This window comes from Chromohalobacter nigrandesensis (genome assembly GCF_023061285.1).
Classification (GTDB): domain Bacteria; phylum Pseudomonadota; class Gammaproteobacteria; order Pseudomonadales; family Halomonadaceae; genus Chromohalobacter; species Chromohalobacter nigrandesensis.
In genome coordinates this window covers 52,434-74,781 of sequence record NZ_JAKGAM010000014.1, presented here as the reverse complement: position 1 = coordinate 74,781, position 22,348 = coordinate 52,434, and the positions used below count along the sequence as shown (strand labels likewise).

Sequence of the window (22,348 nt, the reverse complement as noted above, 5' to 3'; positions counted from 1 at the left end):
CGCGGTGATGCGAGGCACGGCCAGTGACGAACAGGGCGCGGGGCATGATGGCTTGCCTCGCGTACTGTCCGCTGGTTAGACTGCCGGCCCGCCGATTCTGGAGTCGAACATGCCCGTCTGTCCGCACGAGTGGCTACTCTATTGCCGCCCCGGTTTCGAGAAGGACCTGAGCGCTGAACTCTCGGAAAAGGCCGCCCATGTGGGGCAGGTGGGGTATCCTATCGCGGCGGCGGGCAGCGGCCATGTGCGCTTCGTGCTCGATCCCGCCACGCCCGCCAATGACGTGCATCGTAGCCTACCGCTCGAGGCCTTGGTGTTTGCGCGGCAATCGCTGGTGGCTTTTCCACCCCTGGAGGGCTTGCCGCGCGACGACCGGCTGACGGCGATCGTCGAGCTGGTCGTCGCCAGCGGCTGGTCGTTCGAAGAGGTTTGGCAGGAGACGCCAGACACCAACGAAGAAAAGGCGCTGGCCGGTTTGATGAAGGCGTTGCGCAAGCCGCTGGAAAGCACGCTCAAGAAGCGCGGTGCGCTGCGTCGCAAGGCCGGCGGGCGACGCTTGCATCTATACTGGACGGCGGGGGATCGCGTCCAGTTGGCGATAAGTTTCCCCGGTAACCGTGCCGAGCATCTCGACGGCATATGGCGCCTGAAGTTTCCGCGCGAGGCTCCGAGTCGCTCGACCCTCAAGCTCGAAGAAGCCTGGCATGTTTTCGTGCCGCGTGACGCCTGGCCGACGCGACTCAACGATGCCATGCAGGCCGCCGATCTCGGCGCCGCCCCCGGGGGATGGACCTATCAGCTCGTGCGCCAAGGCATGTATGTCTATGCCATCGACAATGGCCCCATGGACGCGACGCTGATGGCCACGGGCCAAGTCGAGCACTTGCGCGAGGATGCTTTTGTCTGGGAACCCCCGATGCGCCTCGATTGGCTGGTGTGCGACATCGTCGACAAGCCCATGCGTGTCATCGACATGGTGGAACGCTGGTTGATCAAGCGCTGGTGTCGTGAAGCGATCTTCAACCTGAAGCTGCCCATGAAGAAGCGCTGGGAAGAAGTCGCACGTTGCCTGACACGCCTGGAGGAGAGCCTGCATCGAGCCGGCGTGCGGGCACAGATACGTGCTCGGCATCTTTACCATGACCGCGAGGAAGTGACCGTGCATGTGGTCCTGCAGGATTGAGGTCGTCACGGCGATAGCGCATCATCGAGCTTGAGCGAACACGAGGTTATGTCATTTATGTCCGATCCCGATACGTCCCTACCCACGCCGGATGCCGTGCTGGATACGTCCGGTCTGTATTGTCCCGAACCGATCATGATGATGCACAATCGGGTACGGGACATGCAGGTTGGCCAACTTCTGGAGGTCATCGCCACGGACCCCGCCACGACACGCGACGTCCCTAAGTTCTGTACCTTCCTGGGCCATGAACTCGTGTCGCAGCATCAGCAGGATGACTATTACCGTTACGTCATTCGCCTAGCCTGACGCTTCTCTTCGTCAAGGCGATGATGAAGGCGTTGTCATCACGGCGAGGGCCTCCATTGTAGTGGGGTCCTGCTGCTTGATCTGATTGGCGATATGACGCTGGAAGTAATACACCGTCGCATGGCGGCTATGGCCGGCGTAGAGACAGGCATCGCCAGCCACGACCGGCGTCTGCTCGACACGCTTCTCGTCGACGAGTAGCGATTCCACGTTGCCGTCGTTATACAAGCGCCAGCCAAATACCTGCTTGAGTTGCCAGCTCTCACCGTCGCTGGCGAGGCACAGCGCATGCGTGCCCTGGGTATCGGGCAACTGCTGTATCAAGGTCGGTGCCGACGTCTCTTCATAATCGAAATACGCGGCGGCATGTTCCAGTTCATAGACTTTATGCTCGGGCGGCGCGTGGAAAATCTCTTCCGTTTCGGGATCGCGATAGCCGAAAAAGTGCCCATGATCGGGACTATCCAGCTCCTGGCAGACGGTCAGAGTCTCCATCCAGGGTACCAGGCCAACCACCTCGCCGCTTTCGCGGAGCCCCCAAGCCAATAGCGGCATGCCGTACAGCGTGTCCGGGTCCGACGCCAGGTGATACAGCATCTCGAGGCCATCCAGCTCAGGCGCCAGGCGTAGAAGGCGACGCTGTGCCTGACGTCGCTGCCTCATGGTATCCAGGTCAATGACCCGGGCGGTGCGTGGGGACGAAACGTTACCCATGGCAACCTCCTTGCGCAGCAGTAATAGGCCAAGACCTCGCTTCACTATTAGCACAGGCCAACATGGAAAGTTAAGCACTGGCGTAGTGTTTTTTTCGGTTACCATACGTCACGCCCCCGCACGGTCGAACCGAACGGGGGCGTTTGGAGTAGTGCGAACCCAGGACGTTAACGCGGTGTGGCAGCCGTCGTGCCATTACGAGTTCGTTGCATGGCATAAAGTCCCACGCCGATCATCAGGCCGATGATATCGGTGTAGATGCCACCATAAATCATGCACAGCGCGCCTATCAGCATCACGAGGCGTTGCCAGGCCTTGACTGGCCCGAAGAACCACGCCTGCACAGTGGCCGACAGCAGCACGATACCGAGCGTTGCGGTGACGCCGACACGCAGAATCTGCAGCCACGAGCCCTCCATCAGCATGGCCGGGCTGTAGAAGAACATGAATGGCACGATGAAGGCCGCCAGGCCGATCTTGAATGAGGCCACGGAGGTGCCCATGGCATTGTCGCCCGAGATCCCCGCCGCCGCGTAGGATGCCAACGCCACCGGCGGCGTGATGGCCGAGACGACGGCGAAATAGAACACGAAGAAGTGTGCCACCAACGGCTGAATGCCGATGTCGATCAAGCCGGGCGCCACCACGGAGGCCGCGACGGCGTAAGCGGCGGTGGTCGGCATCCCCATGCCCAATAAGATGCTGATGCACATGGCGAAGATCAGCGCCAGCAGTTGGCTGACCCCGGCCAGGCCGAGCAGCAACGATGAGAAGCGTGCCCCGACGCCGGTCAGCGCGATCACGCCGACAATCAACCCGGCACAGGCGCACACGGCGATGATCTGAATCGACATCGTCCCGGCCAGTTGCAGTGCCCTGAGGATGGCGCGTACTCCCATCTTGTTCGGCGAGATCCAGCTCACCACGGCGGCGGAGGCCGTTGCCAGCGTGCCCGCACGAATCACCGAGTAACCCATGAACAGCGCGACGATCAGAATGATGATCGGCGCGAACAGATAGACTTGCTTGACGAGTTTCGAGAACTGCGGGATCTCGTCCTTGCGCATGCCGCGCATGCCTTTGCGAGCGGCCTCGAAATCGACCATGAAATAGACCGAGGCGAAATACAGGATGGCCGGAATAAGGGCGGCAATGGCAATCTCGGTGTAAGGAATTCCGGTGACCTCGGCCATGATGAACGCCCCGGCACCCATGATCGGCGGCATGATCTGTCCGCCGGTAGAGGCGGCCGCCTCGATGGCGCCGGCGCTGCGTGGCGGATAGCCGACCTTCTTCATCAACGGGATGGTCAGCGAACCGGTGGAAACCACGTTGCCGGCGGAGGTGCCGTTGATCATGCCCATCAGGCCCGAGGCGAAGATCGAGACCTTGGCGGGTCCGCCACGGGCACGCCCGGCGGCGGCGAAGGCGAAGTTGACGAAATAGTCACCGACCTTGGAGGCCTGCAGAAACGCCGCGAAGATGATGAACAAGATGATGTAGGTCGAGGAAACGGCGGTAGTCGGCCCGAGAATCCCGGCATCGGTGTAGACCTGACTGAAGAAGCGGCCCACCGAGAGACCTGGATAGCCGAGGAAGCCCGGCAGATGAGGACCGATAAAGACATAGGCCAGAAAGATAGTGGAGATGATTACCAGCGCCAGACCGGCGACGCGGCGCGTCAGCTCGAGAATCATCAGCGAACCGGCAATGGCCGCGTAGGGAATTCCCATGGGGGCGAAGGGCGTACCGGTGGAGGCGCGTAGCTGACTGTTGAACATCACCAGCAGGTAGCCGGCCACGGCCAGCGAGCAGACCATCAACACGGCATCCGCCGGCGACAGCCCGTCACGGACCTGGCGATAGCTCCATGACAGCACGATGCCCGCCACGGTAGCCAGCAGCAACGGATAGCCGAAGTGCCAGGCCTCGATCTCCGGGGCGATGCGCATGGCGCCGTCGTTCATCGTTTGATACATCATCGCCACCCGAACCAAGGCGTAGAGCGCCGGGAGCAACATGGCATAGCTCAACCAGCGCATCCAGGCACTCGAGCGCGCTTGCGGGGTTTCGGCGAATTGTGTCCCGGCGTAGAAGCCGTACCCCAGTATCAGGGCCCCGGCGATATGTAGAATGCGAAACGACCACGTCTCGAGGGGATAGATGTTGAGCGAGACCAGATGAAAGAGTGAATAGGCGATGGCCAGGGCGCCGAACAGCCACCATTGCCATCCGCCGTAGAGGCGTCGATTGGACTCGACGGCAACCTCGTCGACACCGTCGGCATTGACGGACTGGACGACGTCGTCGACTCCCTCGTCATGGGATTGGGCACGTTGAGACATAAAAACACCCTTGGGTGTGGATAGGAGGGTATGCATGCCGCCCCGCAGCGTAGCGATGCGGGGCGGCGTTCAGGTAAAAGAGCGACTTAGCGCTTCAGTTCTTCGGGAATTTCGTAGCCATTTTCCTCGTACCAACGCACGGCACCGGGATGGAAGGGCAGTACGGTGTTGTACTCGAGATTCTCGGGAACGCTGAATTTGGCGCTGCGGTGGATATCGAGCATCTTGTCGTTGTTTTCCATGCTCAGCTTGGTGATCTCGTAGACGAAGTCCTCGGGAAGATCGCAGCCGGCGATGGTGAAGTTCCACATGGAGACCGCGCGAGCATCATCCTCGAGGGTCTGGTAGGTATCGGCGGGAATCGAGAATGCGGAGACCGGGAATTCCTCCATCACCTTGGCCTGCTCCTCCTCGGTGAACTCGATGATATTGACGTCGGTTTGGACCTCGAGCTGGCTGACGGCGGGAATCGGAATGCCGGCGGCGAAGGCGATGACGTCGATCAGACCGTCCTGCAATTGGCCGCCCAGGTCATTCCAGCCGCCGTTACGACGGTCGAACTCGACACCCAAGGTCTCGAGCATGGGCGGGAAGTAGGTGTCCGACGTGGACGCCGCCGGGCCGAAACCGATGCTGGCTCCGTCGGGGATATCCGAGATCGACTCGATGCCGCTGTCGGCAAGCGTGGTGATGGAAAACGGTGTCTCGTACATGGGGAACAGCGCACAGACATTGTCCATTTTCACACCCGGCGCCAATGAACTCTTGCCGGCCACGGCATCGGCCGCTGGCCCCATGGTGGTCAGGCCGAGCGCTACTTCACCTGTGTGTACCAAGGCCAGGTTCTGGTTGGGGCCGCCGGTGACTTCGCCACCGCCTGAAAGACCCAGTTCGTCGGCGATCATGTTGGCCCAGCCGGAGCCATATACGAAGTACGTGCCGCCCTGGCTGGCGGTGCCCACGGTAAAGTTCTCCGGCCAATCCTCACGGTCGGCTTGTGCCGCAGTGGCGAGGCACATGGCCCCTGCGAGGGTGGCGGTCAAGGCGTGTGTCTTGATAGACATGGCGAATTCTCCCGATATCGATTGTGATTATGCGTATCCATTGCCGAGCTATGGGGGGTATCAAGCTCGTTAAATACGTATTATCAGGGGCAACTGCCATTCCACTTTTTGATTAATATTTTATTTTCATATGGTTACGATCTTTATGTGCGACGAAGGTGGAAGGGGGATCAGCCTGTCATGGCTGGAAGTTCGCACAAGGTGATTGAAACCCTGTGCGGATTTCCGCACAACTACTCCGTCTCGACGATGTGGCGATAATCCTCGGCCTTCAAGCCGTGTTTCTTCAGCTTGTCGTAAAGCGTCTTGCGAGGCACTCCCAGGCGGTCGCATATATCGCTGACGCATCCCTGGGAGCGCACCAGCGCCTGGTTGATCACGCTCTTTTCGAAGACTTCGACCTGTTGAGCAAGCGGTAGGTCGCCGTTATCTTTATGCGCGCCTTGAAGTAGCGTCTCGAGGCTATAATCACAGGTTGCCCCCAGCAACACGTAGCGCTCGGCGACATTGCGCAACTCGCGGACATTGCCCGGCCAATCGTGGGCCAGCAGAGCGGCAATTCCCTGACTGTCCAGCGGCGGCGCTTCCAGCCCGCTGCGGCTGGCGGCAACGGCAACGAAGTGCTGAAAGAGCAAGGGAATATCCTCGCGGCGCTCGCGCAGCGAAGGAATCGGCAAGGTCACGACATTGAGCCGGTAGTACAGATCCTCGCGAAATCGCCCCGCCTCGGCGGCGAGCTTGAGGTCCGTTTTGGTCGCGGCGATCACACGTATATCGAGTGTCACCAGGTCATTCGACCCAAGCCGTTCCACGGCACGCTCCTGAAGCACACGCAGCAGTTTGACCTGCAGTGATAACGGCATCGATTCGATCTCATCGAGAAATACCGTGCCACCGTTGGCATGCTCGAATTTGCCCACGCGGCGTTCCACGGCGCCGGTGAAGGCGCCTTTTTCATGCCCGAACAACTCGGATTCGATGGTGCTTTCCGGCACGGCCCCGCAATTGATGGCGACAAAGGGCTTGCCGCCGCGCGAACTACGCTCATGAATCGCGCGCGCGACTAGATCCTTGCCCGTCCCCGTCTCGCCATGGAGCAATACATCGGTTTCGACCTGGCTGATGCGCTGTACCATCGAGGCGAGTTGCTGAATGGCGGGGGCGCGTCCCACCAGGCGTGGCCCGGGAACCGATTGCTGCGCCTCGAGTTCGGCCTTGAGGTGACGATTCTCCAGGCTCAGTCGACGCTTCTCGATACCGCGCCGGACGACTTCCACCAGGCGCTCCCCGGCGAAGGGCTTCTCCAGAAAGTCCCAGGCGCCGTCGCGCATGGCCTCCACGGCGGTGGAAATATCGCCGTGGCCGGTGATCAACACCACCGGCAAGTCGGGGTCGCGATGGCGGACCTCGCGCAACAAGGCCATGCCATCCATGCCCGGCATGCGGATGTCGCTGACCAATACGCCGGGAAAGTCAGTGCTCAATGCCGCGAGCGCGGACTCCGCACTTTCATGCACCTCCGGCGCATAGCCTGCCAGTTCCAGGGTCTGGCTGGCGGTGATGCGCAGGTGGGCTTCGTCGTCGACGAGCATGACGGGAATGGCGGACGTTTCATGCATGAGCACTTTCCTCGGCGCGCGCGGGATCGTCAGGGTCCGCGATACGCGGCAGTGTGACACGGAAATGGGCGCCGCCATCCGAGTGGTTGTCGGCGTCGAGGCGGCCACCGAGATCTTCGATGATGCGACGCGAGATCGAAAGCCCCAGCCCCAGCCCGCTACCCATGGACTTGGTGGTATAGAACGGTTCGAAAATGCGTGTCAAATCCGCCTCGGCAATCCCTGGACCGTTATCGATGACATCCAGATGGACGCAGGTGGCCTCGGGGACGATGGCGAGCGTCAGGCATGGCGCGTGAGTTTCGCTCATCGCCTGCAGGGCATTGCCGATGAGATTCACCAGCACTTGCTCGAGACGCACCGGGTCGGCGCGTACCCAGGCTTCCAGCGAGGGCCAATGTTGCCTGACCGTGGTCTGGCTTTCCTGAATGCGTGACTGGAACAGGCGTAGCGCGTATTCGAAGCAAGGTGTGACGGCCACCGCCGTGAGATTGTCGCCGCTCTTGCGCGAGAATTGACGCAGTTGGGCGCTGATATCGGCCATGCGGTCGATGAGCTCAAGGACTTGTACCAGATTGGCGTCGGCGGTCTCGATACGCTGGCGTGCGATGAAGGCGCGCGCGTTCTCGGTATAGGCGCGAATCGCCGCCAGTGGCTGGTTGAGTTCGTGGTTGATGCCGGCCGCCAATTGCCCCAGAACGGCGAGCTTGGCAGCTTGCACCAGCTCGTCACGGGTGTCGCGCAGGCTGTCCTCGGCACGCCGACGCTCCTCGATTTCCGCCGAGAGCTGGCGGTTGGTAGCGACCAGGTCACGGGTTCGGCTTTCCACGTGGCGTTCGAGCTCGTCGCGCGCCTGGGCGAGGGTCTGGCGTTCGCGTTCGGCGAAACGCTCCCGCTCGCGACGCAGGCGCAGACGCTGCCAGCCGATACCGAGCCCCAGCGCGATGAGTCCATAGAGCCCGCCGGCCAGTACGGCGGCCAGCCACTGTGCCTGACGCACCGGTGTCAGGGGTTTGAGGATATGAATATGCCAGTCGAAATTGGCCATGGGTTGGGTCAGACTCAGGTAGCGTTGGCCGGCGAGCGGGCCCGAGTCGAACCCCACGAGGCGCGTACGTGTATCTCGGCGATGATGTTCGTGCAGTCCCGAGTACGGTAGCGCGGCGTTTCCGTAACGTCGGGAGGCGGTTACGGCCTGGCGCTGGGCGGTCGTCAGCGGCGCCAGGGTCGTCAAGCGCAGTTCGGGATGGCTGGCCATGAAGATGACGCCGTCATGATCGGTGACCAGCAGCTCGGCATCCTGTTCGGCCCATCCGGTTTCCACCGTATCGAGCAAGACCTTGAGCACCATGACGCCATCGGGACGTGCATCGACGGCGGTCTCGTCGAGCCACACCGGCGCCGAGAAATAGTAACCACGATCCTGGGACTGGGTGCCCAGGCCAAAGAAGCTGCCATTCTTGCCGGCCATGGCTTCCTGGTAGTAAGGACGAAAGCGGTAATTCTGGCCGATGAACGTATCGGGACGATGCCAGTTGCTCGCCACGAGGGTGTTGCCTGCCTGATCGAGCAAGTAGATGTCCGACACATTGGCCGTGGCTCGAAAGCGGTCCAGCATGCGGTTCAACGGCATCGGGTCTTGAGCGTCGGGAGCGTTCAGGAAGCGCTTGACCATTTCGCGCGAGGCCAGCAGTTCGGGGAGATAGTCGTGCCGCGATAAGTGGCCGACGAGACTCGCGGCCGACAGACGCAGCTCGTTCTCGGCATCTTGACGTAGCGCTTGAAGCGCCTGCTCGCGTGCCAGGCGCGACGTTTGCCACATGCAGAGGATCAAGCCGACGATGACGCCCAGCAGCAAGAGTGTGCGCGGGCGTAGCGGGACTGAAAAACGGCGCAGAAAGGGCATGGGAACGTGCTGACTCGTGGCGAATGACGTGGCGTATCGTGGGGCCACATGGCCACGTTCCCATGATGAGCGGCGACTTGCTTAAAGTTAAGCGACAGCGCTTAGTCTTTAGTCGCAGCCCTGGCCGCATCCGAGCCAGTGGCCGCCGGTTTCATGTTTACCTCATCCACCACTCGGCGAAGCCCTCAAGCGGCAATTTTTTAACTCGATTGACGCTTCGTCCGCCAGTTGAGCACCGCCACGGTCAGCGCGGGCAGGAAGGTCACGGTGACGATGGCCGTACCCAGCAGCCCGAACAGCACAATGGCACCGACGCCGCGGTAAAGTTCGGTGCCTTCGCCGGGTAAAAACACCAACGGCGAGAGCCCGCACAGGGTGGTGAGCGTGGTCATCGCAATGGGTCGCAAACGGCTTTCCACTGCATTGAAGACCGCATCGCGTACGCTCATTGACCTTTCGCGGAGGTTTTCGCGGGCCTGGTGAACCACCAGGATCGGGTTGTTGACCACGGTGCCCATCAGTATCAAGAAGCCCAGCATGGTGATCATGTCGAACGGCTGGTTGATGGCGTTCAGGCCAAAGCGTGGCAGGACTGCGCCGACGGTATTCATCAGCCACAGCCCGACGATGCCACCGGCCGCGCCGAGAGGAATGGTCGCCAGAATCAGCAGCGGGTAGCCCCAGTGGCTGAAAATCGCTACCAGCAACAGATATACAATCGCCAGCGCGATCAAGCCATTGCCGGTTAGCGCCTGGCGAGTAGCGTCCAGTTGATCCCCCGCGCCTGTCACCGTCACATCAATATCGCCGGGTAGTTCCCCTGAGTCGCGCATTGGCTCGATCACCTCGCGCTGCATTCGTTCAATGCCCGCTTCGAGCGCCACGCTGCGCGGTGGAATCACGTCCAGGGTCACGCTGCGTCGACCGTCGACTCGGCGGATGGTGGCGGTGCCCACGGTTTCTTCGATATCGGCCACGTCATTGAGCGGCACGTTGAATCCGGCCGGGGTGTGAAGCGGCAGGCTGGCCAATTGGTCGAGCTCGATATCGCCCGCATTCGGGCCATAACCGTAGAGGTCGATTTTTTCATCGTCGAGATAGAAATCATCCAGATACGCGCCGTTGGTCAATACCGCAATGGCGGTACCCAGGGCATCGGTGTCGAAGCCCAGCTCAGCGGCGCGCGCCCAGTCGGGGTAGACTTCGATCAGCGGCTGGCCAAGGTCGAGGGCAGAAGGGCGCGACTGAATGCGCGGGTTGTCGAAGGTCGCTTCCGCACGCTCGTAGATGCGGTTGGCCGTGGCGTAAAGCGTTTCCAGATCATTGCCGGCAATATCCAGCGTGATGCTGCGTGTGCCGCCGTCGTTGCTGGAAATGATCGAGCCGCGAGAGGCAAAGGCACGCATGTCCGGGTAAGCCTCGTAGCGCTCGGTAAGCGCGTCCATCAGCGCTTCGATATGATTGGGATCGATGGTCTCGGCAATAATGCGCAAGCTCTGGGCTTCAGCCTCAATCCCCATGGTGCGGATCGGCGGAACATCGGTGTCGCCGCGCTCAAAGGCTGCCGGGTCGGCACCTACGTGGGGTTCGAGTTCACGCTGCAAGGTTTGCGCGATCTCGTCCATGGTGGCGAGATTGTAGCTGGCAGGGGCATTCATCCTCGCAAAGGTCTTGGGTTCTTCACCCTCGGGCAAGTACTCCGCGGGCGGTGTCAGCCAGACAAAGATCGCCACGCCGCCGACAACGCCGAGTACGATGGCAGCCAGGCGTCGCCCGGTACTTTGGATCATGCCGTCGACCACCCATAGGCAGGCGCTCATCCAGCGTGGCCGCTTTGCGTTGCCGTTGTCGCGCCCACGAAAATCGATATGCGCGCCGAGGGTGGGGATAACCGTAATCGCGACGATCATCGAGATCAGTATCGAGGTGGAGATCGCCACGGCGATATCGGAGTAGAGTTGCCCGGCCTCCTGTTCGATAAAGAAAATCGGCACAAACACTAGAATCGTCGTCAGCGTCGAGGCCAGCACCGCCGACCACACTTGCTTGACGCCCTCAAGTGCCGCCTGGAAGCGTGCCAGCCCACGGCGGCGCTGGGTTTCGATGCTTTCGAGCACCACAATGGTGTTGTCGATGGTCATGCCGATGGCAAAGGCGACCCCGGCCAGAGAAATCACGTTCAGGGTGCGCCCGGCCAGTAGCAGGCCCAGAAAAGCGGCAATCGTACAGATGGGGATGCCGATGACACCGGCAAAGGTGGCGCGCGCTGAACGTAAAAAGGCATACATCACCAGCGTGGCGAATAGCGCCCCGAGCCCGAGGTTGACCCAGACATTGGCAATCGAGGATTCCACATAGCGCACGTCGTCATTCGACAGGGTCATCTGCATGCCTTGTTCGGCGAGCAGGCCGTCGTTCAGTGCCTCGACTTCTTCGGTCATCGCACGTTTGATGTCGATGACGTTGGCCCCCGGTTCGCGGCGGACCTGAACGCTGAGCACCGGCTCACCAGCGGCGTTATACGACCGCGACGTGAGCTCGGCATAGGACTGCTGCACCTTGGCGACATCGCCGAGGCGCACGACCTCGTCACCCTGGCGCCGGAGGATCAGTGCTTCAAGACTTTGCACATCTTCAAAACGCCCCACGGTGCGCAGTAAATAACGACGCTTGCCGCTTTCCAGGTTGCCACCCGACACGTCCTGGTTGCGATCTTCCAATGCGCTTTGAATATCGCTGATGCTCAGATCGCGGGCGGCGAGGGCGTCCGGGTCGAGCAACAGCTGCATCTGCCGTTCGGCACCGCCGGAGACGCTGACTTCCGACACTCCGGTGACGCTTTCCATGCGTGGGCGCACGTTATCTTCCAGATAATCGCGCATCGCCGGCATATCGAGCTGGCGAGGGTTGCCCTCGCTCGGACCGACGTTGAAATACATGAACGCGTTGGCCGAAAACGAGTTGGCGACAATGCGCGGCTGGTCGACGTTGCTGGGGTAGGAAGGCACCTGGCTGAGGGCGTTATTGACCCGGATCAGGGTTTCGGTGAGGTCGACGCCGAAGGGAAACTCCAGCTCGACTTCCGCGCTGCCACTGCTGGCGGTGGACTCCATGCGCTGCAGGTTGGGTACGTTACGTAGATATTCCTCCTGCTCGATGAGGATATCTTTTTCGATGTCCTGCGGGTTGGCGCCGGCCCACTGGGTCTCGACGCCAATCACCCGGGTTTCCAGGTCGGGAATCATCTGTACAGGAATCCGCCAGATGGCGGCAATGCCCACAATCAAAAGAATCAGCGTGACCACGCTGACCAAAATGCCGTGGCGAATAATGGCGGCAAACATGCGTGGGCGTTACTCCTTGTCGTCGTTCAGGGTCAGTGTCTGATCCTGTTCGAGGCGTTCATTACCCACCACGATCACCCGCTCGCCGACCTCGACTCCTTCATGGACAGCAACATTGCCCTCGAAGCCGCTGCCGATCTCGACGCGTTGCTCAACGGCGCGCCACTCGTCGTCCTGCTGGCGGGCAAGCCAGACGCTGACGCTGCCATCCGGGCGGCGGATCAACGCATCACGGGGAACGCTGGGGCCGGTTTCTCCCTCAATTCGTAGGCGTCCCTCAACGGCCATGCCCGGCAACAGGGTGCGCGCCTCGCTGGGATCGGCGCGCAGCAGGAATTGACGGCTACTGGTGTCTTGGGGAACCTGCGCCTGGGGTTGGGCGGTATACCACTGGTCATCGCCCTTCTGGCGTACCTCGAGGGTCGCGTCATCCATTTGCGCGTAGGCAGAGAAGGGCACTGAGAAATCAATCGTTAATGCGTCGATATCGATCAGCGTCATCAAGGTATCGCCGGGGGTGACCCATTCGCCGAGTTGGGTGTCGCGCTGGGTAATCAGCGCATCAAACGGAGCGGTCACCTCGTGGCGCGACACGCGTAGCTCCCAAAGCGCCTGTTCGGCTCGTTGAGCTGCCAGGGCCGCTTCAGCCGCTGCCAAGGCATTTTGCCGTTGGCGTTGCTCGCTGGCCGCGATGTGCTCCTGCTCTGCCAACTGGTTGGCTTCGTTAAGCAATCGTCTGGCGTCGTCGCGTTCGGCGCGGGCCTGATCGATATTGGCTTGGGTTCGTTGGCGCTCAAGCTCAGCTTCTCGACTATCCAGGGTCAATAAGCGTTCACCCTGACGGACGCGTGAACCCAGGTCGACGTTCAGCGTACTTACCAGGCCCGACTCGGCGCTGGAGATCTGCGACGTACGTGGGGCACTCACACTGCCGTTCAAGCGAAGCATCTCTATACGCGGGGTTGCCTCGACGCGCTGGGTTTCCACCCGCGTTTCCTGAGCGGAAGCGGCGCCCGCTGTGATCACCAGCAAAGTCAGTGCCACTGCGCATGCCTTGAACGTACGGCCGATAGATCGGAATCGTCGCAAGATAGCTCACCATTCAGCTCAATAAACACCCCAGCATGCCATAATGGAACGGTCCGCTGGCGTTGGTGAGATCAACGTTATCTGTACTTGAAGGCGCCCTGCAGCGCTTAGTCTTTTGCAGCAGTCGCGGTCCCGGCTTCGGCCGGTGCGTCCAGGGCACGCAAGAGGCTACGCCGAGCACGGTGATGCAAGCGCCAGCCCAGCAATAGAGCAGCCACCGTCAGCCCGGCGCACAGCCCCAGCCAATAGCCGTGGATGCCGAAGGGCGCGAAATGGCCCTCCCAGCCGCGCCCGAGCCAATGGCCGCCTGCTAGCCCGATCAGCCAGTAAGACAACAGCGTGATCAGCATGATGACGCGGGTATCCTTGTAGCCGCGTAGCGCGCCGGCGAGATTGGCCTGCAGCGAGTCGGAAATCTGATAGAGCATCGCCAAGGTCACCAGCGACATGGCCAGTGCGTGGACCTCGTCATTGGAGGTGTAAAGCGACAGGATCGGCCTGGCCGTGGCCCACAGGAGCGCATCATTCAGCAGTGCCACGAGCAGGGACACGGCGATGCCGTTCCAGGCTACGAAACGCGCTTCTTGCGGCTGTCCTGTCCCCAGGGTATGACCGACTCGCACCGTCAGCGCCATGCTCAGCGACAACGGCAGCATGAACAGGATCGAGGTGTAGTTGAGCGCAATCTGGTGGGCGGCGACGACGACTTCCCCCAGGCGTGCGACGAACAGGGCGATCAGGGTGAATAGCGTGACCTCGACGAAGATCGCCACGCCGATGGGCACGCCGACATGCAACAATTCGAGGATATCGCGTCGACGAGGCGGCTCCGGCGAGTGCCATAGGGTGACGCTGCCGTAGGCGCGCGCTCGCCGCGTATAGACCATCATCGCCAGACACATCACCCACATGGAGATCGCCGTGGCGATACCGCAGCCCACGGCGCCCAGGGCGGGCAATGCGGCGACCCAGTCCGGGGTGAGATCGCCCAATAGTGAGACGATACCCGGGCCACCGTAGATCAACGCATAGTTGCAAGGAATGTTGAAGCCCAGCCCCAGGAGGCTGATCCACAAGGCGGGGCGAGTATGATTCATGCCATCGGAGAAGGCGCGCAAGGCTTGATAAAGCCCGATACCCGGCATGCCGAACGCCACGGCAGCCAGATACCCGGCGGACAGCTCGGCCACGTGGCTTGGGACCCCCATGAGCCGGAAAACCGGGCGCACGCCGAACCACAGCAGTAACGCCGACAGGACACCCAGCAACAAGGCTATCCACAGCGCCTGGTGGACGTAAGGACGAATCGCCGCCTGGCGCTGGCCCCCCAATAGCTGTGCCACGATGGGCGTGAGCCCCATCAGGGCGCCGGTCATGAAGAGCATCAACGGTAACCACAGGCTGGAACCGACCGAGACGGCGGCCAGGTCGGTCGCGCTGGCGCGTCCCGCCATGATGATGTCGACCGCGCTCATGCCCGACTGCGCCAATTGCGCGCCGCAGATCGGCAACGTCAGGCGCATCAACAGGCGCGATTCACGAAGGCTGTGGGCGAACAAGGCCTGTGGCGCGATCAAACCGATCCTCCCGGATAGGCAAAAGCGGCATTCTAGCAAGGGTGCGTCGGAGATGCCTTGCATCGAGCGGCCCGAGAATGCCTTTCATCGTCTGGCAGAGTGCCTATAATATGCCTCCGCTTTCGAAGGAGGCCGCGTGATTCACCGTATCGACGATGTCATTGCCGTGTTCGACGGCATCTTTGCCGCGCCATATGGAACCTGTCTGGTCAGTGGTGACGACGAGCCGCTTTACTGTCCCGCCGATGGTGAGCACGCCCTGCATCGAATCATCTTCGCGCATGGTTTCTTCGCCAGTGCGCTGCATGAAGTCAGCCATTGGTGCATCGCCGGGGAACGCCGCCGTCAGCTCGAGGACTATGGCTACTGGTACGCGCCGGACGGCCGCGACGAGGCACGGCAACGCGAGTTCGAAAGCGTCGAGATCGCCCCGCAGGCGCTTGAATCGCTATTCAGCGAGGCTTGCGATCTGCGGTTTAACGTCAGTGTCGATAACCTGGGCGGCATCGAGGTCGATCGGCACGCCTTCGCTGAGCGCGTCGCCGCCCGCGCGGCGCGTTATCGCGAGACCGGCCTACCTCTCCGAGCGGCGGCGTTTCGCGAGGCATTGCATGCCTTCTACCGTCGCGGGCTTTCGCGCGAGGGAGCAATCGCCGAGGGTCGGGCGTGCCTTAATCGGTAGCGTTGTTACCGTTATCGCCACCGGCGTTATTCTTCGCCGCGCAGGCGCTGGTGCAGATACAGCATGACTTGCACTTCGTGGTCGGCGCGCATGGGCTCGAGTCCTAAATCGCCGAACAGTTCGCCTCGGGCGCGTGCCCACTCGCCGGGATCGAGGTCGGGGTAGAGCGTTTCCGCCGGCGCCAGTTCAACGAAAGGCGTCACCGCGAAGTCGTCGAACAGGCGTGACAGCGCGGCCTCGTCATCGCCAATGCCTGCCGTATAGAGCGTAACGTTGAAGTGATCGCCTTCCAGCTCGCGCAATACGTCCAGGGGGCTGAGGCCCAGGCTGCGCAGTTCGTCCAGGCTGTAATCGCCAAGCTTGAGGAGGTCCTCGTCGAGCCAGTCGTCGTCCGGCTGGATCAGGCTATGCTTGACCTGACCATCGGGCAGGGCCCAGGCGATGGCGACGGGAAGCGCGTCCTCGTCGCCGGTTTCGATGGTAATGAAACCGGGAAAGTCCATGTCATTGCTCCTCGTCGAGTTGGAAGAATCGGCGTGCCGTGGCCGTCGTCGCGGCGGCCAGCGTCGTCTCGCTTTCACCTCGCCAGTGGGCGATCTCGCGGACGATCCACGGCAGCAGCGCCGGTTCGTGGCGGCGTCCCTTGAGCTTGGCCGGCAGATTGCGCGGCAACAAGTACGGGCAGTCGGTTTCGACCATCAAGCGCTCGGCGGGAATGTCGCCGACGATCTCGCGCAGGTGATGGCCGCGGCGCTCATCGCATAGCCAGCCCGTCAGGCCGATATGCACATCGAGATCCAGGTAGCCATGCAGGGTCTCGCGATCGGCGGTAAAGCAATGAATCACGACAGCGCCGATCTCGTCGCGCCAGTGATGCAGGATCTCGCGCATCCGCGGGCCGGCGTCGCGCTCATGCAGAAACAGCGGCAGGTCGCTATCGGCCGCCAGGCCGAGCTGGGCTTCCAAGGCGCGCTCCTGCTCGGCGCGGGTGGAAAAGTTGCGATTGAAATCCAGCCCGCATTCGCCCACGGCCACGACCTTGGGATCGTTGTGCAGCGCGCGCATGGCGGTTTCCATCGAGGAATCCCAGTGGCTGGCCATATGCGGGTGCAGCCCTGCGGTGGCGTAGAGGCCGTCATGGCGATGCGCCAGAGCGACGGCCTGCTCACTGTGCGCCATGTCGGTGCCGGTGAGAATCAAGGTCGCCACCTGGGCCGCGTGAGCACGCTCGAGCACGGCGTCGAGATCCTTGGCGAAGCTTTCGTGCGTCAGGTTCGCGCCGATGTCGACCAGGGGCGCGGGCGACGTCAGGCGCAGCGCGTCAGGTAGTGGGTTGGCGTCGTCTTGTGTCACGGGATATCACTCCAGCCCAATGAGTCGCGAAAACCCACCATTCTACCCCCGGACCTAGGAGGCGACCATGCGTTACACTAGTGTCTTTACTACGAATGTCTGTCAACGAGGTGGTGACGCGTGACGCTGTTACGTCTGGAACAGTTGCAATTGGCTTACGGCACCCAGGTTCTACTGGATAACGCCGAGCTGACGCTGGAAAAAGGGGAGCGCCTGGCGCTGGTAGGGCGCAATGGCACGGGCAAATCGACGCTGCTCAAGTTGATTTCCGGTGAGACGTTGCCCGATGGAGGGCACATCTGGCGTGCGCCGGGATTGAAGGTGGGCGTGCTGGCACAGGAACTGCCGGATGCCAGCGGTAACACCATTTTCGATGTGGTCGCCCAGGGCCTTCCCGAGGCGGGCGCCTTGCTGAGCGCTTATCACCATCTGGTGATGAGCGATGCGCCCGACATGGATGAGTTGTCACGCTTGCAGACCCAGCTCGAATCGGTGGATGGCTGGTCGTTTCATCAACGCATCGACACCATTCTTTCGCGTCTGGGGCTGCCGGAAGACACCGAGATGGCAAGCCTCTCCGGGGGCTGGCGGCGGCGTGTGGCACTGGCGCGTGCCCTGGTGGCCGATCCCGATGTGCTATTGCTCGACGAGCCCACCAACCATCTCGATCTGGATACCATCGGCTGGCTGGAAGAACAGTTGCTCGCCTTCAATGGCTCGGTGCTGTTCATCACCCACGACAGGGCTTTCCTGTCGCGGCTGGCGACCAATATCCTCGAGCTCGACCGGGGCTTGCTGGGGCGTTATTCCGGTAACTACACGACGTACCAGGAGCAAAAGCAGCACGAGCTCGAGGTCGAAGCGCGCGAGCGCGCCGAATTCGACAAGAAGCTCGCCAGGGAAGAAGCCTGGATCCGCCAGGGCATCAAGGCACGCCGCACGCGCAACGAAGGCCGCGTGCGCGCGCTCGAGAAGATGCGTGGTGAGCGTGCCGAGCGCCGTGAGCGCGTGGGCCGTGCGCAGCTCAGCGTCGACAGCGGTGAGCGTACCGGTAAACGCGTCGTCGAACTCTCCGATGTCAGCCAGCGTTTCGGCGACGACTGGGTGGTGCGCGACCTGTCGCTGGAAATTCAGCGCGGTGACCGTATCGGCTTCATCGGCCGTAACGGCGCCGGCAAGACCACGTTGCTGAAGATCCTGCTGGGAGAGCTCGAGCCTACCGAAGGGAAGGTCCGGATGGGGACCAACCTCAGCGTGGCCTACTTCGATCAGCTGCGCGCCGGGCTCGAACTCGAGAAGACGGTCTACGACAACGTGGCCCAGGGCAGCGACCGCGTGGAAGTGGGAGGCAAGGACAGGCATGTCATGAGCTACCTGCAAGACTTCCTGTTCTCGCCGGATCGCGTGCGCCAGCCGGTCAAGGCGCTCTCGGGCGGGGAATCCAACCGCTTGCTGCTGGCCAAGCTGTTCACCCAGCCGGCCAACGTTCTGGTGCTCGACGAACCGACCAACGATCTGGACGTCGAGACCCTCGAGCTGCTCGAGGAGTTGCTGCTGGATTTCGACGGCACCCTGCTGTTGGTCTCGCACGACCGTGCCTTCATGGACAACGTGGTGACGAGCGTGCTGGCCTTCGAGGGCGAGGGGCGCGTTCAGGAGTATGTCGGCGGGTATAGCGACTGGGTGCGTCAGGGCGGCAAGTTGCCTCCGGCACCGGGCGAGTTCGGCACTACGGCGAACGTGCTGCCGGCCCGTGAGGCCGAGCCTGCGACGCCCGCGCCCGCCAGCCCTGACACCGCCAAGACCAAGGGTTCTGCGGCATCGGCGACGTCCAAGCGGGTCAAGCTTTCCTACAAATTACAGCGCGAGCTGGATCAGTTGCCGGCGACCATCGAGACGCTGGAAGCCGAAATCGCCGACTTCGAGGCGGAAGTGGGCGCTCCTGAGTTCTACCAGCAGGACAACGATACCGTCACCCAGCGCTTGGACGCGCTGGAGGCGAAACAAGCCGAGCTGGATGCGGCGATGTCGCGCTGGATGGAACTGGAAGCGATGACCGAAGGCGAATAAGGACGACGACGGGGCAGGGCGCTAACCGCCATGCCCCGTCGAGGGAAAGGTTACTCCTCGACGTCGCCATCCTGACCGACGCGCACCGCCAGCACGTCGCAGCGTGCGCCATGCAAAACGCCGGTGGACGTCGAGCCGAGCAGCAAGGCAAACCCGTGGCGCCCGTGCGAGCCTACGACGATCAGGTCGACATCGTGCTCTGCGGAGAAACGGTGGATCTCGGTATCCGGCATGCCGACCAGAACGTGTTGATTTTCCGGTGATACCCCATGGGGATCGGCGATTTCCGCGAGCCGCTGCTTGGCATGATCGTCGAGCTGGTCCTGGATGCTGGTCAAGTCCATGGGAATATCGCCACCATAGGCGAACCCCAGTGGCTCGAGCGTATGCATGATCGACAGCTTGGCATGGTTACGTTCGGCGATGGGAATCGCACGCTCGAGGACCTTATAGGAATCCTTGGTCAGATCGACGGCGACTAAGACGTGCGTGTATTCGTTACTCATGGGGCATCTCCCACCTTGTCGATGAACGCTTCCACTTTAGGCTCGCCGAATCGACGAGACAATGCTTCAGATCAATCAGCGCCCATGGGAGGCAGGCTTGGAGATCTTTCTATTCTTGGGGTTGGCGGTGTTTCTCGTGCTCTCGCCAGCCTTGTGGCTCAGGCCCGGGCTTCATGAGAAACGCCGCGATGCGTTGCGAATGGCGGCGCGCGAGTCGGGCGCGGCAATACGGGTCGACAAACCGCCGTTGCAGGCGGTGGAGGGTCTGGTGGGGTATCGTTGGCGTTATCCGCAAGCCGCGCCGGGGAGTGACTTCACGCTGGTGCGCGATGGCCATGCCAGCGATCGGTTGCAAGAAGCCGTGGCAGGATGGCGTTGGCGTCAGGCGCCACTGCCGCCGTTGAGCGCTGACAATGACCGCCGCTTGAAAGAGGTGCTGCTCACCTTGCCCGAAGACGCGCTGGTGGTGGCGTCGGGACCGCAAGGTTTGACGCTGTGGTGGGAGGAATCCCCCGAGGCTGCGGCGTTCGAGCCATCACAGCGTGCATTGGTCGCTCTCGTCGACCAGTTGGGTGGAAGTGGCCGCCATCGTAAATAAGCATCGTTGCAAATGAGCAGCGTCGCACATGAGCACCGCGTGATGGCTCACGCGGTGCTCATGGCGATACACAGCGCTCGCTCATTCCTCGCACGGCGAGCGTGACAGTAGCTGTTGTCCGTTCTGCTCAATGCGCGTCAGAATGGCGTCCAACTGATCGACGTCTGCATCGCTCAGCCCTTCGATCATTTCGACACGCGCCTGTTCGACGACTGTCTCGATTTTCTTGAGCAGTGGCGTCGCCTTGTCGGTGAGATAGACGCGCTTGGTGCGGCGATCCTCGTCACTCGGGCGGCGCTCGATGAGCCCTTGCTCGGTTAGTTGGTCGAGCGTCCTGACCAAGGACGGAGCTTCCACGCCGATCGAGCGAGCCAGATCGCATTGCGGCTGACCATCACCCATTTTCGACAGGTGGTAGAGCGTTACCCAACGCGTCTGCGTCAGCTCCAGGGGAGCCAGGCGTTCGTCGAGGATGGCGCGCCACAGGCGTGGTACGCGTGACAGTTTGAGTCCGATATCCTGATGCATGGGCCTTGTATTTGGTTAGGAACCTAACGGGATTGTCCCGAGTGTGACGTGCTATTGCAAGTCACACTATCGTCGACCTTTCATTCATCGTCCTGGGCCGAACCGGCAACCAAGTGACGGATGTTCCAGCCAGGCAAACCCGGGGGTAAATGGATGTCGCCATCGGCATGCGTGGCCTTCGAGGCGTCTTCGTCGACACGAAAACGCAATGTCCCGATGCGTTGTCCGGCGGCAGTCATGACGTCGACCTGCCAACGTCCCTGCGACCCCGTGGGGAAGTTTTGCTTGTGCGTCCAGGCGCGGTAGCCCTGCTCGCGTCCCCCGCGGATGACCAACGGTATGCGATCGACCACTTCGCCATCGTGCCGCCACACGTGATAGATCTTCTCGCGTAGACCGCGTGGTGCGCGAATTGCGGTGTAAGCGTACAAGCCTTGCCCCGAGAGTGTCGATGGGGTCAGCACGCTTTCGCCGCGCGGCTCGCGGTCCCCGACATCGAACCCTGGCGAGAGGGCGCTGCCGGAGATCCATAATGTCGCCGGGGGAATCCATACCCGACCCATCCAGGCCGCCGAGGCCAACACCACGATCAGCCCGATCATCGCCAGCCACCGCCAGACGCCTTGAGGCTGTATCAGGTTGATCAGGCTAGGCACGCTGAAGATGGCCATGGCGACGATCGCCAGTATCAGGCTTTGACCGGTGGTTAGCTGCAGCATGATCGGCAATGTCACCAGCACCACCACGAATACGCACATCGCGTGGAACATGAAATACAGCCAGCGATGGCGTTGCGCGAGACCGAAATAAAGGGGATCGAGAATCGCCAGCAAGCCGCAGCCGATCAGCAACAACGTGAAGACGGCCTGGCCGCTTGCCCATACCGTGGTGGCAAGAAAGAACGGCAGCGTGAAGAATAATGTTTCCTGATGAATGAGCTGCGCAATGAAGGTCGTCACCATGCGTGGCAGGCCGGGCTGCCCACGAAATTTGAGCAACCGTGTCAGCAAGCTTTCGGCCAACAGCAGGCACCAGGCGACCAGCAGCCCCAAGGCCAGCACGGCGCCGAGCCATTGCTGGCGGTTGACCAGGAAAAACCCCAGTAAACCGATGACAAAGGCGGTGGGCGGCCACAGCCAGGCATAGTGCTTGAAGCGTTCGACGAGGGGCGTGATGCGAGCGAGCAGTGTCGCGCTAGAGGGTAAGGACATGAGGTGTGTGGAAGTTCCGATGCAGCAAGTAGTAAGAGGCAGCGCGTATTAAGACGCGATGGTTGGAAAACCGCAAAGGCGCCTATCCTATCAGGAGTCCATCGCCTCCGGGAGTTGTCTCATCGGTATGTGTCTCGATAGAGCGTGTTTCAACGCGACTATCTGTTCGCGACTATCTGCTAATGGGGGGAGACTTGACGCCACCGCTTGGCTGGCGCAAGCTGATTTGCATTCAAACGACTGTATGAAA

General features: G+C 61.7%; 18 protein-coding genes. 5 read left to right on the top strand and 13 right to left on the bottom strand.

Annotated elements, in window-relative coordinates; genetic code table 11:
- Positions 1–109 precede the first annotated feature (109 nt).
- Together rlmM and tusA are read left to right on the top strand one after the other, a co-directional pair.
- Positions 110–1,183: a 23S rRNA (cytidine(2498)-2'-O)-methyltransferase RlmM gene (gene rlmM / locus L1073_RS14745; RefSeq protein WP_246900453.1), complete on the top strand. Its 1,074-nt coding sequence runs from the start codon at positions 110–112 to the stop codon at positions 1,181–1,183.
- A gap of 57 nt (positions 1,184–1,240) precedes the next feature.
- A complete protein-coding gene (gene tusA / locus L1073_RS14740) occupies positions 1,241–1,492 on the top strand; it encodes a sulfurtransferase TusA (RefSeq protein ID WP_246900451.1) in 252 nt (83 codons plus the stop codon).
- 12 nt (positions 1,493–1,504) lie between these two features.
- Here tusA and L1073_RS14735 read toward each other — a convergent pair whose 3' ends face one another.
- The 8 genes from L1073_RS14735 to L1073_RS14700 all read right to left on the bottom strand — a co-directional run bounded on the left by L1073_RS14735 (position 1,505) and on the right by L1073_RS14700 (position 15,096).
- On the bottom strand, positions 1,505–2,206 hold the full coding sequence (locus tag L1073_RS14735; RefSeq protein ID WP_246900450.1) for a hypothetical protein: 702 nt from the start codon (positions 2,204–2,206) through the stop codon (positions 1,505–1,507).
- A gap of 167 nt (positions 2,207–2,373) precedes the next feature.
- Positions 2,374–4,551, bottom strand: a complete 2,178-nt coding sequence (locus L1073_RS14730) for a TRAP transporter permease (RefSeq protein ID WP_246900448.1) — start codon at positions 4,549–4,551, stop codon at positions 2,374–2,376.
- An 86-nt stretch (positions 4,552–4,637) separates the two neighbouring features.
- Positions 4,638–5,615 (bottom strand): TAXI family TRAP transporter solute-binding subunit, encoded by a 978-nt coding sequence (locus L1073_RS14725; protein WP_246900447.1) that lies wholly within the window; start codon positions 5,613–5,615, stop codon positions 4,638–4,640.
- A gap of 233 nt (positions 5,616–5,848) precedes the next feature.
- On the bottom strand, positions 5,849–7,234 hold the full coding sequence (locus tag L1073_RS14720; protein WP_246900445.1) for a sigma-54-dependent transcriptional regulator: 1,386 nt from the start codon (positions 7,232–7,234) through the stop codon (positions 5,849–5,851).
- Entirely contained in the window at positions 7,227–9,140 is a 1,914-nt protein-coding gene (locus tag L1073_RS14715; RefSeq protein WP_246900444.1) for a sensor histidine kinase, read from the bottom strand. Before L1073_RS14715 ends, L1073_RS14720 begins: the two co-directional genes overlap by 8 nt.
- 200 nt (positions 9,141–9,340) lie before the next feature.
- Positions 9,341–12,484, bottom strand: coding sequence for an efflux RND transporter permease subunit (locus tag L1073_RS14710; protein ID WP_246900443.1), 3,144 nt, complete (start codon positions 12,482–12,484; stop codon positions 9,341–9,343).
- A 9-nt stretch (positions 12,485–12,493) separates the two neighbouring features.
- Complete coding sequence (locus tag L1073_RS14705; RefSeq protein WP_246900441.1) at positions 12,494–13,528, bottom strand: efflux RND transporter periplasmic adaptor subunit; 1,035 nt, start codon at positions 13,526–13,528, stop codon at positions 12,494–12,496.
- 152 nt (positions 13,529–13,680) lie between these two features.
- The gene (locus L1073_RS14700; RefSeq protein ID WP_246900456.1) at positions 13,681–15,096 is read right to left on the bottom strand and encodes an MATE family efflux transporter; all 1,416 of its coding nucleotides are present in this window, start codon (positions 15,094–15,096) and stop codon (positions 13,681–13,683) included.
- Positions 15,097–15,286: 190 nt separating this feature from the next.
- On the opposite strand from L1073_RS14700, the gene L1073_RS14695 reads away from it, so the two are divergent.
- Positions 15,287–15,832, top strand: a complete 546-nt coding sequence (locus tag L1073_RS14695) for an elongation factor P hydroxylase (RefSeq protein WP_246900440.1) — start codon at positions 15,287–15,289, stop codon at positions 15,830–15,832.
- Between the two features lie 26 nt (positions 15,833–15,858).
- Here L1073_RS14695 and L1073_RS14690 read toward each other — a convergent pair whose 3' ends face one another.
- Together L1073_RS14690 and L1073_RS14685 are read right to left on the bottom strand one after the other, a co-directional pair.
- Positions 15,859–16,335 (bottom strand): hypothetical protein, encoded by a 477-nt coding sequence (locus L1073_RS14690; protein ID WP_246900438.1) that lies wholly within the window; start codon positions 16,333–16,335, stop codon positions 15,859–15,861.
- Between the two features lies 1 nt (position 16,336).
- Entirely contained in the window at positions 16,337–17,185 is an 849-nt protein-coding gene (locus tag L1073_RS14685) for a TatD family hydrolase (protein WP_246900436.1), read from the bottom strand.
- 120 nt (positions 17,186–17,305) lie between these two features.
- On the opposite strand from L1073_RS14685, the gene L1073_RS14680 reads away from it, so the two are divergent.
- On the top strand, positions 17,306–19,255 hold the full coding sequence (locus tag L1073_RS14680; protein WP_246900435.1) for an ATP-binding cassette domain-containing protein: 1,950 nt from the start codon (positions 17,306–17,308) through the stop codon (positions 19,253–19,255).
- Between the two features lie 50 nt (positions 19,256–19,305).
- Here the strand turns inward: L1073_RS14680 and L1073_RS14675 are convergent, their stop codons facing one another.
- Positions 19,306–19,761: a universal stress protein gene (locus L1073_RS14675; RefSeq protein ID WP_246900433.1), complete on the bottom strand. Its 456-nt coding sequence runs from the start codon at positions 19,759–19,761 to the stop codon at positions 19,306–19,308.
- A gap of 61 nt (positions 19,762–19,822) precedes the next feature.
- On the opposite strand from L1073_RS14675, the gene L1073_RS14670 reads away from it, so the two are divergent.
- Positions 19,823–20,359, top strand: coding sequence for a preprotein translocase subunit YajC (locus tag L1073_RS14670; RefSeq protein ID WP_246900431.1), 537 nt, complete (start codon positions 19,823–19,825; stop codon positions 20,357–20,359).
- Positions 20,360–20,440: 81 nt separating this feature from the next.
- Here L1073_RS14670 and slyA read toward each other — a convergent pair whose 3' ends face one another.
- Both slyA and L1073_RS14660 read right to left on the bottom strand, forming a co-directional pair.
- Complete coding sequence (gene slyA, locus L1073_RS14665; RefSeq protein WP_246900430.1) at positions 20,441–20,887, bottom strand: transcriptional regulator SlyA; 447 nt, start codon at positions 20,885–20,887, stop codon at positions 20,441–20,443.
- 80 nt (positions 20,888–20,967) lie between these two features.
- Positions 20,968–22,098, bottom strand: a complete 1,131-nt coding sequence (locus tag L1073_RS14660; protein WP_246900428.1) for a DUF5924 family protein — start codon at positions 22,096–22,098, stop codon at positions 20,968–20,970.
- Positions 22,099–22,348: the final 250 nt, after the last annotated feature.